General features: G+C 45.1%; 12 protein-coding genes. 2 read left to right on the top strand and 10 right to left on the bottom strand.

The window, feature by feature from the left end:
• Positions 1-191: 191 nt before the first annotated feature.
• The 7 genes from Q0257_RS10740 to alaS form a co-directional block, all read right to left on the bottom strand.
• Positions 192-2,429, bottom strand: a complete 2,238-nt coding sequence (locus Q0257_RS10740) for a nitric-oxide reductase large subunit (RefSeq protein WP_298024729.1) — start codon at positions 2,427-2,429, stop codon at positions 192-194.
• A 144-nt stretch (positions 2,430-2,573) separates the two neighbouring features.
• Positions 2,574-3,224 carry a hypothetical protein gene (locus Q0257_RS10735; protein WP_298024727.1) on the bottom strand — a complete coding sequence of 217 codons (651 nt, stop codon included), beginning with the start codon at positions 3,222-3,224 and terminating at the stop codon, positions 2,574-2,576.
• Positions 3,225-3,265: 41 nt separating this feature from the next.
• Complete coding sequence (locus Q0257_RS10730; RefSeq protein WP_298024725.1) at positions 3,266-3,916, bottom strand: hypothetical protein; 651 nt, start codon at positions 3,914-3,916, stop codon at positions 3,266-3,268.
• A 145-nt stretch (positions 3,917-4,061) separates the two neighbouring features.
• Positions 4,062-5,972, bottom strand: a complete 1,911-nt coding sequence (locus Q0257_RS10725) for a PBP1A family penicillin-binding protein (RefSeq protein ID WP_298024723.1) — start codon at positions 5,970-5,972, stop codon at positions 4,062-4,064.
• Positions 5,966-6,511: a septum formation inhibitor Maf gene (maf, locus tag Q0257_RS10720; protein WP_298024721.1), complete on the bottom strand. Its 546-nt coding sequence runs from the start codon at positions 6,509-6,511 to the stop codon at positions 5,966-5,968. The genes Q0257_RS10725 and maf overlap by 7 nt, the downstream gene beginning before the upstream one ends.
• On the bottom strand, positions 6,511-7,020 hold the full coding sequence (locus tag Q0257_RS10715) for a hypothetical protein (protein ID WP_298024719.1): 510 nt from the start codon (positions 7,018-7,020) through the stop codon (positions 6,511-6,513). The genes maf and Q0257_RS10715 overlap by 1 nt, the downstream gene beginning before the upstream one ends.
• Complete coding sequence (gene alaS, locus Q0257_RS10710) at positions 7,017-9,560, bottom strand: alanine--tRNA ligase (RefSeq protein ID WP_298024717.1); 2,544 nt, start codon at positions 9,558-9,560, stop codon at positions 7,017-7,019. Before alaS ends, Q0257_RS10715 begins: the two co-directional genes overlap by 4 nt.
• A 121-nt stretch (positions 9,561-9,681) precedes the next feature.
• On the opposite strand from alaS, the gene Q0257_RS10705 reads away from it, so the two are divergent.
• Together Q0257_RS10705 and hemH are read left to right on the top strand one after the other, a co-directional pair.
• Complete coding sequence (locus Q0257_RS10705; protein WP_040304050.1) at positions 9,682-10,554, top strand: Gfo/Idh/MocA family oxidoreductase; 873 nt, start codon at positions 9,682-9,684, stop codon at positions 10,552-10,554.
• On the top strand, positions 10,551-11,648 hold the full coding sequence (hemH, locus tag Q0257_RS10700; RefSeq protein WP_298024715.1) for a ferrochelatase: 1,098 nt from the start codon (positions 10,551-10,553) through the stop codon (positions 11,646-11,648). Before Q0257_RS10705 ends, hemH begins: the two co-directional genes overlap by 4 nt.
• Positions 11,649-11,664: 16 nt before the next feature.
• Here hemH and Q0257_RS10695 read toward each other — a convergent pair whose 3' ends face one another.
• The 3 genes from Q0257_RS10695 to Q0257_RS10685 all read right to left on the bottom strand — a co-directional run bounded on the left by Q0257_RS10695 (position 11,665) and on the right by Q0257_RS10685 (position 13,754).
• Positions 11,665-12,234 carry a hypothetical protein gene (locus Q0257_RS10695; protein ID WP_298024713.1) on the bottom strand — a complete coding sequence of 190 codons (570 nt, stop codon included), beginning with the start codon at positions 12,232-12,234 and terminating at the stop codon, positions 11,665-11,667.
• A 99-nt stretch (positions 12,235-12,333) separates the two neighbouring features.
• The gene (locus tag Q0257_RS10690; RefSeq protein WP_291936652.1) at positions 12,334-12,462 is read right to left on the bottom strand and encodes a hypothetical protein; all 129 of its coding nucleotides are present in this window, start codon (positions 12,460-12,462) and stop codon (positions 12,334-12,336) included.
• Between the two features lie 56 nt (positions 12,463-12,518).
• Entirely contained in the window at positions 12,519-13,754 is a 1,236-nt protein-coding gene (locus Q0257_RS10685; RefSeq protein ID WP_298024711.1) for a nucleotide sugar dehydrogenase, read from the bottom strand.
• Positions 13,755-14,259: the final 505 nt, after the last annotated feature.

The following is a 14,259-nucleotide window of genomic DNA, read 5'->3' as shown; positions in this document are numbered from 1 at the left end:
TTAAGAGGATGAAATTTTAAAATTTTAAAGATTGATCGCAATTTGCGGCTAAGCTTAAAGCTCGCGCGGGTATCGTCCGCGAAAACAAGCCATCACAAAAAAGCCCGCGCGAAGTACGCTAAATTTAAAAAGCCTCGCAAGAATATAAAATTCCTGCGAGGCAAAGCAAGCGATAAAAGCTCGCGAAAGCTCTATTTAGCGCGTGAGAATATCATTCGCACGATTTGAAGCAAGAAGCACACGCTTCCCACCAAAAAGATCGTATCGCCGATGATGCGCGCCCAGCGGAGCCCATAGAGGCTATCTTTTTGCAAAAATTCCGCGCTTCTTGCGTACCACATACCCACGTCGATCGCCGCAAACGCCTGCAAAATTCCGACAGGCAATAGCGAAATCAGCACCATTAGAAGCAGACCCGCGTTAAGCGCCCAAAAGCCTATCTTCATCAGCGTATCATCGAAGCTTTTTTGCCTGTAGATATACAGCGCCACGAGCCACACGAAGCCGAGCGCCAAAAAGCCGTATACGCCAAATAGCGCCGTATGAGCGTGCACCGCGGTGGTATTTAAGCCCTGAATGTAAAACAACGCAAGCGGCGGGTTGATTAAAAAGCCGAAAACGCCCGCGCCCAGCATATTCCAAAACGCTACGGCGATGAAGCAGTAAAGCGGCCATTTTAGACGCTTAGCCCAATCCTGCGCAAATTGAAGTTTGTAGTAGTGAAACGCCTCCGAGCCCAAAAGCACCAAAGGAACGACCTCAAGCGCCGAGAAGCTCGCACCCACAGCCATTATCGGCGTAGTAGTGCCCGCAAAATAGAGGTGGTGGAAGGTACCAGGAATTCCGCCGATTAAAAAAATCGATGCACTAGCAATCGAGGTGTAGGTGGCAAATTTCTTGCTTACTAAGCCCAAGGACGCGAATACGAACGCCAAAGACGCCGTCGCGAAAACCTCGAAAAATCCCTCGACCCAAAGGTGCACGACCCACCAGCGCCAATACTCCATTACAGGGATCGGCGAACGCTGTCCGTAAAAAAGCCCCGCGCCGTAAAAAAGCCCTACGGCGATAACCGAAGCGGTAAAAATCGCCAATAAATTCTTATCGCCCTCGGCTCTAAAGCCCGCGATAAAGCCGCGAAGCACGAGCACCATCCAGATCACAAGACCCACAAACAGTATCAGCTGCCAAATTCTACCGAGATCTAAATACTCATATCCTTGATGTCCGATCCAGAAACTGCTGCTTGGATCCATCTTGCCCGCAATCGCCATGTATTCGCCCGCGAAGCTGCCGACGACCAAGAAAAGAAGCGCGTAGAAAAGCACGTCCACACCGAGCTTTTGAAATTTAGGATCCTTGCCGCCGTTGATGATCGGAGCTAGAAACAATCCCGCCGCCAAAAAGCCCGTAGCGATCCAGAAAATGGACGCCTGCACGTGCCAGGTGCGAGCTAGCGAGTAAGGGATATATTGTGAAATATCAAGCCCGAAAAAGGACTGACCCTCGATCGTATAGTGCGCAACAAAGCCGCCGATGAAGGCTTGAAATGCAAACAACGCAATCGCTACGAAAAGGTACTTGCCGAGCGCCTTTTGCGACGGCGTAAGCGCTAAAGCGGCGATCGGATCGGCGCTAAGCTTCGCAGGAGCCTCGAAATCCTCGTCCTTTTTGCCGTAGAAATTTCCAAACCACACTAAAAGACCGATGCCGGTAAGCAAAATAACGAGGCTTGCGATCGTCCAAACGACGTTTTCCGTGGTAGGGACATTGTCTATTAGCGGCTCGTGCGGCCAGTTATTGGTATAGGTCGCCTCTCCGCTCGGACGATCCGTAGAAACAGCCCAAGCAGTCCAAAATATGAAATCCATAAGCTCGGCGCGATGCTGCTCATTTGCGAGCGTGTTTTCCTTCATCGCATAATCCTCGCGAAGCTTTTTAAAGCGCGGATCGTTTCCGAAAACACCCATGTACTCGTCTTTTACGACCGCCATAGCCTTCAAGCGATCATCGCTTAGCTTAACGGTGCCGTCTTTTACGGTGTTGGTGCGGTACTCGGCCTTTGTAAGCGCTTTGATCTGCGCCTTTTGCTCGTCATTTAAGGCGTCAAATTTAGCGCCGAAACGCTCCTGCGCCTTGATATCCATAAACGCAACTAGCTCCTTATGCAGCCAATCCGCGCTCCAATCGGGCGCCTGATACGCTCCATGGCCCCAGATCGAGCCCACCTGCATACCGCCGATACTCTGCCAGGCCTCCTGCCCGCGGTAAATGCGCTCGGTGCTGATTAGCTCAGCTCCGCTAGCATCGGTAAATTTTACCACCGGCGGAGACTGCCTATACACCTCGCCGCCGTAAAAACCCAAGAAACTAAAGCCCACGATGAGTACCGCTACGAGCGTCATCCAGAGCTTTTTATATTCTGCCATTCTCACTCCTTTAACTGAAATTAGGAGTGAATTTTACCTATTTAAATTTCTATAAGCATTGAGGCTCGTCAATAAAAAGATAAAATTTATCTGCTTAAGCTGGAATTTATTAAAGTATACTGAAATAAAGGGTTTTAGAAAATTTTATATAAAATTTATATCTATAAAACTATCCCTGATTTCAATATTATCAAGATTTAGATTTAGTTTGTCTTTTAAATACTTTTTCAAATTTACTCGTTCATACTCACTTAACATAGTTAGCGGAATGGCAAAATAATTACTATGAGTACTATCTAATAAAATTAGAACATTTAAATTTATGCTATCTATTCTTCTTAAAATTTTAAGTACACCGAAGCAAAGAAGATTTATCGGATGCAGAGCGTACGATAAAATTAGCAAGAGAAATTTTTTAAATCTAGTTATATTGGCATTGTATTTGCAAGCATCTTCAATTACTAGTCCAGAAAATTTATAAATAGCGATTTTATCAAAATTAGAAGTCTTTACACTTTTATGTACCGAATATACGTCGTTATAATTTTTGCATAAAGAATTATATTCTATTCTATCGGAATAGAAATTTAAAAATTTATGTTTATTAATAAATAAAATTCCTACCAAAAAAGTAACGGCTCCTAAAAATTGATATGCCCAAGCACTTCCTCTGCAGAAAAATAGAAATATAACTAAAAATACAGCTAATATTAAATAACATTCTGTGCTGATTTTAGTCCAATAATCTTTGATCATAAAAAGAGGCATTTCAGATTTATAACTTTGAAATTCCATACGATAATACTCCAAATTTTTAATTCAATACGCCGCTCTTTTCATTGACTTTGTTCTGCATCTTTCACTCCTTTTAAATAGAAATATATTTTGTAAACAAATTCGAATGTAGACATTAATATTACGGAACCCGAAAGAGAAAAACTGGATTGAAAGAAAATGATATATCCAAAAATTGAAAATCTACTTTGAAATTCCGGCATAAAATGGCTTGTTCTTATGCTTATACCGCTGCTTGCAAAATATCCGGTATAATAAACCTCAAACATAAAAATACCGAGACCGAACATAAACGGAAGCAACAAAAACGGGCAATCGTTTTCACACTTCTTTTTTGAAAGCAATATAAAATCATCATCATATCTGCAAAAGTAAATATAATAAACCAATGAATATAAGCTAGAAACCGCAAAAATAATAATCCCGTATATCCACATAATACTAACGTAAAATTCAGAAAGTTGGGTGTATGGGCTAATACTACCGATAATTTCGATATTTGGAAAATAGCTTTTCATAAAATTTACGAAATTTAAGCACACAGGAGAAATATCTAAAATATTTTTAGGAATTATAAAGGTGCTAAGAGAATATAAAAAATATATAAAACATAATTTCGTAAAAAATTTGCCGAATTTTACACGAGTATTTTCTATTCTTATCTTTTTACTTTCGAATTCTAAATCCTGCAATCTTAACCCCTAAATAAAATGATTACGCATTTTAGCGCCTACAACCTTACACAAACTATAAAATTAGCATATTTATGTTTGTGTAATAAACGCAATTCATGCAAGGGCTTCCGAAAGTGGATCAAATTTAGATTTCCATCCAAATTTAAAATGATCCGTCGCTGCTGCTTTCACGGGGTTTAGGAAGCGGCGAAATTTTAGTATAATACTCCTCCTTGCCGTTGTATGAGCTGCTAAAGACGCCGTCCGGAACCGTGAAATTTCGTTTAGTTTGCGGATACTCTTTGAGGTAGTTTGCTAAAAAGCGCGCAAAGACTGGTGCTGCAGTACGCCCGCCACCCTCGACCTTTCGCATAGGTTTATAATCGTCGTTGCCATACCAGATTATGATCTGCAAATCCGGCGTAAAGCCGCAAAACCACGCATCTATGCTATCGTTTGAGGTGCCTGTTTTGCCCGCTATGTCGATGCCTTGCACGCGTGCGCGAGTACCGGTGCCGCGCTGCACGATATTTTTTAGTAGCGTAGTCATCAGATATGCCTGTTCAGGGCGCAGCACGCGGCGGCGCTCAGGCTCGATAAAGCGAGTTTTGCCGTCCTTATCGGTAATCGAAACGATAAATTTTGATTTTGCCGTAATTCCAAGCCCCGGAAACATCGAATACATCGTGGAGTATTCAAGCGGCGAAATTCCGTAGCTGCCGATAGCCACCGACAGGGCGGGCGGGACGTTCTTAAAGCCGAACTCACCCAGCTTTTTTACCGCGCGATCAACGCCGATAGATTGCATCAGATTGATCGAGGCAAGGTTGCGCGAGCGAGTTAAAGCTTCTTTGATCGTGATGTAGCCGCTGTAAGTCTTGTCGTAATTTTTCGGCTTCCACGTTTTATCGCTGCCATCGTCGAATTCTCTAGCTATATCGGGCACTTCGGTCATCGTCGAGTAGCCCATATCAAGGGCGATTTGATAGACGAAAGGCTTGAAGCTGGAGCCGGTTTGGCGCTGGGATTGACTGGCACGATTGAAATTTGATTTCGCGTAATCCACGCCGCCTACTAAGGCTAAAATTTCGCCATTTTGCGGATGCGTGACGACCATAGCGCCGTTTACGTTGCTTGCATTGGCGTCTTTGTTGCGCTTTAAAATTTCATTGTAGCCGAAAACTAATGCCTCTTGCGCCATCGCTTGCGCCTTTAGATCAAGGCTCGTATCTATGCGGTATCCACCTGTGCGGACATCCGGTAGAATTTTTTCCGCTTCTTTTATGATCTCATCTACGGCATACGGCGCTGCGTTTTGCGTGAGCGTTTCGTTGTAGATCGTAGGCTGCTCGTTCATCGCAAGCTCATATTCGGTCTTATTTATCCAGCCGAGCTCATGCATCCTATAAATCACGTTATTGGCGCGCGAAAGCGACAAATCAAGGTGCTTAGTAGGATCAAAGCTGCTAGGAGCTTTCGGCAAGCCCACTAAAATCGCGATCTCTTTAAGGCTTAAATCTTGCAAATCTTTTTTGAAATATCCCAAAGCCGCCGTGCGGATGCCGTAATATCCGTGCCCAAAATACACTTCGTTGAAGTAACGCTCTAGAATTTGTTCCTTGCTTAGGGCGTTTTCTATCTTAAGCGATAGGATCGCTTCTTTGATCTTGCGATCAAGCTTCTTTTCGCTCGAAAGAACTAAATTTCGCGTGATCTGCTGCGTAATCGTGGAAGCCCCTTCGACGAATTTCATCGCTTTGACATCCTTAATAATCGCCCTAAAAATCGCCTCGACATTCACACCGCCGTGTTCGAAAAACGCCGTATCCTCGATAGCTACGAGCGCCTCGATCACGCGGCCTGGAATCTCGTCGAATTTTACGTAAATTCTATTTTGTTCATTAAAAACGTTGGCTATCAAATTACCGTTGCGATCATAAATTTTAGTCGTAAGCTCGGGATGATAATCGATGATTGAGTCCGATTCCAAGCGGATTTGCGAATAAAAATACAAAAAAATTCCGCCTGCAGCAAACGCGCAAACCGTAATAAAACTAAATAAAACTCTTACCATACAAACCTCTTTAAAATTTCCAGATCAAGCCCCATCGCCGTGAATTTTGACCCACGCGAGCTTTTGATATATTTTTCGTTAAAGCCTTCGATACTCATCGCACCCGCCTTGCCGCGCCAATCACCGCTAGCGATATAGCTTTTTAAATCCGCTTCATTAAATTCCGCAAATTCAAAGCTTGCGACGCTAAGTGCCGAAAGCTCTAGCGCCTTACTGCAAAAAATCATCGCAGTATAAACGGCGCAGCTAGCACCACTTTGAGCTCGCAGCATCCTTAACGCGTCCGCTTCATCCCGCGCCTTGCCTAAAATTTCGCCGCCGGCAAGTACGGAGCTATCGGCAAACAGCACTCTATCATAATTTTTATAAATTTTAAAAAACTGCACTTTCTTGGCTACGGCAACGCGGTAAGCATAGGTGCGTGCATCGTCCTTACTAATGCCGCTTTCGTCGAAATTAAAAGGAATTTGCGTAAATTCTACGCCGTTATCTTTTAGAATTTGCGCCCTAGTAGGCGAGCTGGAAGCTAAATAGATCATCAAAACTCGCCCACCGTCACACCTAGATAAACGCAAATCAGCGTGACTACGATATTTAACGGGATGAAATATTTAACAACGATGATTAAATGCTCATTCGCCTCAAGCTCATCGCCCGCATCCAAAGCTCGCTTCAAAGATGAAATTTTATAATGCATGTAGATAAAATTTAGTAGTATAAAGCCGGCGCCAGCCCACAACGTGGCAATCGCACCTTTTACCATAGGATCTGAAAATTTAAAACTTCCGCCGTCCGCAAGAAAAAATCCACTTCCGCAAACGATCACCAAAAATAGTGCAAAGAACTGCTCATAGCGTTTCATATATCGTAAAATTTCTGCAAATTTTACATCCTTCGCATCCGCTTGGTTTTTACTGCTTAAATTCATAAAAATCCGCGCGATCAAAAATACGCAGATCTGCGCGCAGACCAAAAAAATCACGCTTAAAATGTGAATCAGCGGCAAAATTTGCGAGGCTTTGATGAAGCTCGAATCGATTTCGTTCAAATTTTACCTTTTGCGTAAGAGATCGCCTCTTTGATCGCTTCTTCGATTTTTAGCACGTCCTTGCCGCCTGCGGTCGCAAAATCATCGCGTCCGCCGCCGCCGCCGCCTAAAATTTGCGCCGCGAGCTTAACCCACTCGCCAGCTTTGATCGGCGCGTTTTTAACACCTGCTGCGATTGAAATTTTGCCGTCGGTGCCTACTTGCATCAGCATTATCGCCGCCTTTTCGTGGCTATTTTTAAACTCATCTATCATAGTTTTTATATCACCGCTTTCGACCGAGGCTACGCAAAGTTTGGTATCACCGACATTTAAAAAAGCCAGTGCATGAGAACTGCTTGCATGCTTGATCTGATCTTTTAGCGATCTGATCTCATCTTTTAATTTCTCAATCGCGCGGAGAGGCTCAATCCCTTTTAGCTCCGCAGAAATTTCAGCAAGCTTAGCGCGATTTTGAAGCGCCAAATTTAAAGCAGCGCGCGAACAAACTGCCTCGATACGCCTAACGCCCGCACTTACACCGCTTTCTTTGACGATAAAAAACGACCCTATCTCGCTTAAATTGCGCACGTGAATTCCGCCGCAAAGCTCCTTGCTAATCTCTCCGAAGCTCACAACGCGCACTTTTGAGCCATATTTTTCGCCAAAAAGCGCAATCGCGCCGCTATTTTTAGCGTCATCTATATCCATAATCTCGGTTTTTGCCGCACAGCCCTTGCAAACGGCATTATTTACAAATTCCTCGATTTTAGCTAGCTCCTCGTCGCTAAGCGCCTTAGGATGCGAGAAGTCAAATCTTAAGCGATCTGCCTCGACTAAGCTTCCTGCTTGAGCTATATGAGCCCCTAGTACCGCACGAAGCGCCGCGTGTAAAAGATGCGTCGCGCTGTGATGACGTGCAATCTGCTCACGCTCCTCAGAAACCTTGAGCCCGACGATATCGCCAATTTTTAGGTTACGATTAAGGCGCAAGTGGGATAAATTTAGCCCATAAAATTTCTGCGTATCAAACACATCGGCTATGGACTCCACTTCGCCGCTATCGCCCGTTTGACCGCCGCTTTGTGCATAAAACGGAGTGACATCAAACATCGCCCAGCCGATATCGCCGGCTTTGAGCTCATCCACTTCCGCAAAATCCTCGTTAAGCAGTGCTAAAACCTTGCTCGTGCGGCTAAGCTCTTCGTAACCGCTAAATTTATTCTCACCAAATTTCTCTAGCAGCGCCTTGAAATCGCCACGGACGTTTTTATCGCCACTGCCCTTCCATGCGGCTTTAGCTATCTGCCTTTGCTCGCTCATAAGCGCGTCAAATTTAGCCTCATCCACGCGCAAATTTTTCTCGCGCAGCATATCGGCGGTCAGATCGAGCGGAAAGCCGTAGGTATCATATAATTTAAACGCGACCTCGCCGCTAAAAATTTCTTTAGTACGTGCAAGCTCCTCGTTAAAAAGCTCGATGCCGTTTGCCAAAGTGGCAAAAAACCGCTCCTCTTCGAGTTTGATCTGCTCCTTTACGGCTTGCTTTTTTTCATTCAAATATGCATAATGCCCGCCCATTAGCTCGCATACTTTATCCACGAGGCGATACATAAATGGCTCTTTGATGCCGAGCAGATAGCCGTGGCGAACGGCGCGGCGCAGAATTCTACGCAAAACATATCCCCTGCCCTCGCGGTTAAAATTTGTTCCCTGCGCTAGCAAAAACGTAACCGAGCGGATATGATCGGCGATGACGCGGTAGCTCGCGCCGCTTTCATAAACGTAAGGTTTGCCGCAAAGCTTTGCAACCTCATCAATTAGCGGCATAAAAAGCGAGCTGTCGTAGTTGCTAAACTTGCCTTCTTTAATCGCCGTGACGCGCTCAAGGCCCATGCCCGTGTCGATGCTAGGCTTTGGAAGCGGGCTAAGCTTGCCGTCTTTGCTGCGCTCGTACTGCATGAAAACTAAATTCCAAATCTCTAAAAAGCGGTCGCCGTCGCCGCCCATATAATCCTCGGATGAGTGAAAATGCTCCTCGCCCTGATCGTAAAAAATTTCGCTACACGGCCCGCAAGGTCCGGTATCGCCCATCGCCCAAAAGTTATCGTGATCGCCGAAGCGATAGATGCGCTCCTGCGCTATGTGGCGCGCCCAGAACTCGTAAGCTTCGTCGTCCTTTTCATGCACGGTGACATAGAGCTTTTCTTTGGGAAGCTTTAAAATTTCAGTGATAAACTCCCACGCATAGGCGATCGCCTGCTCTTTGAAATACTCGCCGAAACTGAAATTGCCAAGCATCTCAAAAAACGTATGATGGCGCGCGGTATAGCCGACGTTGTCTAGGTCGTTGTGTTTGCCACCGGCACGGATGCAGGTCTGACAGCTCGTGCGGATAGGCGGCGTCGGACGCGGAACGGCTCCTGTAAATATGCTTTTAAAGGGCACCATACCCGCGTTTGTAAACAGCAAACTATCATCATCTGGTACCAGCGGCGCGCTGGGGATGATCTGATGCCCCTTGCTTGCAAAGAAATTTAAATATTCGCTTCTAATATCCATGATTTGTCCTATTTCAAGTTAAATTTTAAAGGCGCATTTTAGCTAAATTAGATTTTAAAAATTATAAATTTTAACCATTCTTAGTTATAATGGCGCGAAAGATTAAATTTAGGGCATGGCGATGAAAAAAAAGATAGCGATCATAGGCATGGGCGAGCTTGGTCAAAAGCACTTCAGCGAGCTAAGAAGGAGCGATTATTTCGAGCTTGTAGCGCTTTATCATAAGGGCAGCAGTGAAAATTTCGGCCCGCGCTATCCGATCTTTGATAATCTAACCGATCTTTTTAACGTCGCCAAGCCCGATGCCGTAGTCATCACTGCTCCCCCGCCATCGCATAAAGAGCTGATTTTAAAATGCCTGCCGTTTACCAAAAATATCTTTGTAGAATCTCCGCTCGCACAAAGCCTAGCCGAAGCCAGAGAGATAAATTACGCAGTCACTACTAACGGCACGCGCCTAGCCGTAGGCTACTCCGACCGCTACAATCCTGTCATCGTATCCTTGCTACGCGAGCTAGCCAAGGGGGATAAAATTTTTTCGATGAGCTTCGTAAGCGGTTTTGCAAACGATGATAGAGCAGATATCGTCGCCAATGCCCTTTTTAGAGATATCGATCTTGTGCGGCTGCTTTCTCACAGCGAGATCGCCTGCATAGAACTTAGCAAAAATATCTCTAAAGAGCGCACTCTAGCCGCATGCGCGACGCTTCACACAAAAAGCGGCTGCTATTGCACGCTAATGCAGTCCAATCTCTATCCGATCAGGCGCCACGGTATCGAGATTTGCACCGACAGCGGTGTGTATTTCGGCGATCTAATCTCAATAACTCTTTTTAAAATTACGCCTGACGGGCGCGTAAATCTGCGCGTCGATCGCGACGATTTTTCGCTACGCCGCGAACACGAAGCGTTTTGCGCGATGTGCGACAGCAGTACTAATGCAGGTCTTGCAAGCGTAGAGGATGCGATAAAAATCAGAGAAATCATCTCATGAAAAAAGCCCTAATTTTACTCAACATGGGCGGTCCGAACGATCTGAGTGAGGTTGAAATTTTTTTAAAAAATATGTTTAACGACCCTTTTATTTTGGACATTAAAAGTGGTTTTTGGCGCAGCGTTTTGGCCGCGCTCATCGTAAGAAGCAGAACTTCATCGGCGCGTAGCAACTACGAAAAACTGGGCGGACGCTCGCCGATATGCTCCATCACCGAAGCACTTTGCGAGCGGGTAAATGAACTAGCGCGAGCAAAATTCGGCGCGGGGTTAAAATTTGAAAATGCGGCGGATGCGGGCGCCGCGAATGAGCCGCCGCAAGACATTTCATTGCAGAGCAAGCCGCCGCAAGACGCCCCGACGCAGAGCGAGGCGGCGCAAAACGAGGCGCCGCAGGATGAAAAACCGATAGACGCATTAATTTGCGATTATGCGATGAATTACACGCCACCATTTGCGGAGGATGTGTTTAAAAAATACGCGGATTTTGATGAGATAATTTTGATGCCTTTGTATCCGCACTTCTCAAAAACTACGGTGCAATCGAGCCTGTGCTCTGCCGAGGCGGCACTTAAACGGCTCGGTATAAAAAATTATAAGATAGTTGATATTTTCTACGACAGCGCCGTTTACAACGAAATTTTGCTAAATTTAATCGCAGGGTGCGTCGCGAAATTTAGCGCGGATGAAATTTCGCAAATTTCGCTCATATTTTCCGCGCATTCGCTGCCGGTAAAAATGATCACTGCGGGCGATCCTTACGAGGCACAGGTAGAGGCACACGTAAAAATTTTAAAAGATCTGTTGGCTACGCGCGGGATTAAATTTAAAGAGATTATTTTGGCGTATCAATCGCGCCTTGGCCCCGTAAAGTGGCTAGAGCCCAATGTCGCGGACGTCTTGCGAGATCTGCAGAGCAAAAAAGCGCTGATATTCCCGATCGCGTTTTGCGTGGATAACTCCGAGACCGATTTTGAGCTGGATATTTTTTATAGGGCCCAGGCGCGCGAACTGGGTTATGAATATTACGAAGTGTGCAAATGCCCGAACTCCCGCGAGGATTTTGCAAAATTTATACTCGCGCAGGCGCTGTAAATTTAGAGATTAAAATTTAATCTTTTAGTTTGGATTTTTTATAGTCTTTATTAAGTTTAAAGGTTGAATACAATGCGGATAAAAATAGCAATATACTAGTTAAGGTTAGTATATTTCTTTGAAAATATAAATTATCCCAATCCTCTGCATTTGAGGTATGTATTTTTGTTCCATCGCAATACCCGTATTCATTTAAAAATCTTTCCGACATTTTAATTTTTACACAAATTTGATCTATATAGTTTTTGTAAATTAAATCACAAAATTGCATACCGAATTGTTCATAATCTGTCTTGCTATTTCCGATATGCAGATCAAAAATTTTACCGCTTCCTCGCACGGATATATTGCAGCCGGTTCCACCACGATAGCTATCATATTTATGAAATTCGCTTATAGTTCCAACAAAAACAAAAGGATCTTCTATATTTTTTCTACTAGGTGCGCTTTGATATGCTATCAAAAGAAGTATCGGTGCGATAAATGAAACGCAAACAACGATTAGCGTTATAAAAGTGTGTTTCCGATCGAAGCCGAATTTAATCAAATCATACCAATAATCTACGTAGTAAAGCGGGTTTTTCATTGTATTCCTTTAGTAGCTTTTGGCAAATCAGAATATTCTTGTAGCGATTTAAAACCACCTGTAATAAGTACACCTTTTATCAACACTTCCTCTACTCATCTATATCTCCTTTATTAAAATTAAGGCATTGGAATTTTGAGCATCAGAATTTTCCTGCAAGCCTTGCTCTAAATTCTGACGCCGCCCATCTAAAAGCCTCTTTAACTTTTCAAGCCTTGCTTCATTCATCCTTATCCCCGCTAAGCTACTGATTTAGAAGTCTAAATTTAAACCCCGAGCAAATTTCAAAGCCTTCCTTGCGCGCCTTTATAGACGTTTTTTACGTCATAAACCAGCGAGCCCGAATAATCAAGCTCGAAAAATTGCTTATGCGCCACGGCGATTACTACGCAGTCGAATTTGCGCAAATCGGGCTTTTGCAGCAGGTCGATGTCGTAGTACCTCTTAGCATCGGCGGCGCTCGCCCAAGGATCATAGACGCCCACCTCGCAGCCGAAATTTTTAAGCTCTTTTATCATATCCACGACGCGCGTATTGCGGGTGTCGGGGCAGTTTTCCTTAAACGTCAGCCCCAAGATCAAGACCTTCGCGCCCTTGACCTTTTCATCGTATTTTATCATCATCTTAACGACCTCCGTAGCGACGTAACTTCCCATATTATCGTTGATACGGCGGCTTGAGAGGATGATTTCGGGGTGATAGCCCACCTCGGTCGCCTTCTGCGCCAGATAGTACGGATCGATGCCGATGCAGTGTCCGCCCACGAGCCCCGGACGGAAGCTTAAGAAATTCCACTTCGTAGCCGCCGCGTCGATGACGTCGTTGGTGTTGATACCGAGCTTGCCGAATAGGATCGCAAGCTCGTTGATAAAGCCGATGTTGATGTCGCGCTGGGTGTTTTCGATCACCTTCGCAGCCTCGGCGACCTTGATACTGCTAGCGCGAAAGGTGCCGTTTTGCAGGATGCTAAGATAGACGCTATCTACGACGTCCAGAGCCTCTGGGGTGCTTGCCGAGACGATCTTTTTGATCTTCGTGACGGTGTGAATTTTATCGCCCGGATTGATCCGCTCGGGCGAATATCCGCAGAAAAAATCGCGGTTAAATTTTAGCCCGCTAGCCCGCTCCAGCACAGGCACGCAGTCCTCCTCCGTAGCGCCAGGATAGACGGTGCTTTCATACACGACGATGTCGCCCTTTTTAAGCACAGCTCCGACGCTTTCGCTGGCCTTGATTAGCGGCGTAAGATCAGGGCGATTTAGCCTATCTACGGGCGTCGGCACGCACACGATGTAAAAATTACTCTGCCTCATATCATCTAGCTTTGCGCTAAATTTAAGCCCGTTTTGAATCGCCGCAGCAAGCTCCTCGTCGCTAAGCTCCAGCGTGCGATCGTGCCCGCCGCGCAGCTCGTCTATGCGCTCTTGCGAGACGTCAAAGCCCACGACCTCGTGTTTCGCCACAAACGCCGCCGCCAAAGGAAGCCCCACGTAGCCAAGCCCGATTATCGCTATTTTCATTTTTCCCTCATTTGCTTTCATATTTTCCTCTTTTCTTTGCGTTAAATTTCATCGTTAAATTTCGCTCTCAAACTCGCTAAATTTCAGGGCTACGCAGATACATTGCGCGTCTTAAATTTAACATTTCAAGCTCGCTCGCCGTTTTACTTGCGTTACTTGCGCGACGGCAAATTTAAAATTTTGCCTTGATACGGAATTTTACGCCGCACCGAATTTCACATCACGATAAAATTCAGTTGCTTTAGTGCAGCGAGCGGCGCCATGCAAAATTTCAAGCCGTGATAAAATTTTACTACCGCGCCAAAATCCCGCGTCGCGATAAAATTCCATCGCCGTGCCGTTAAAATTTTGCGCCGTTAAATTCTATGCCACCAAAATTTCGCGCCGCAAAATTTAAACGCCGTAAAATTTAAAAAAGCCGCGCCAAATTTCGCGAATTTTCGTCGTCGCAAGTCGCAAAATTTTAAAAAACCTCGCGAAATTTAGCAAATTTAATCTTTAATTT

The sequence above is a fragment of the uncultured Campylobacter sp. genome (assembly GCF_938018035.1).
In the GTDB taxonomy this organism is placed as follows: Bacteria; Campylobacterota; Campylobacteria; order Campylobacterales; family Campylobacteraceae; genus Campylobacter_B.
Note: the sequence above shows the minus strand (reverse complement) of the source record. Positions and strands in the feature narration are given on the sequence as shown.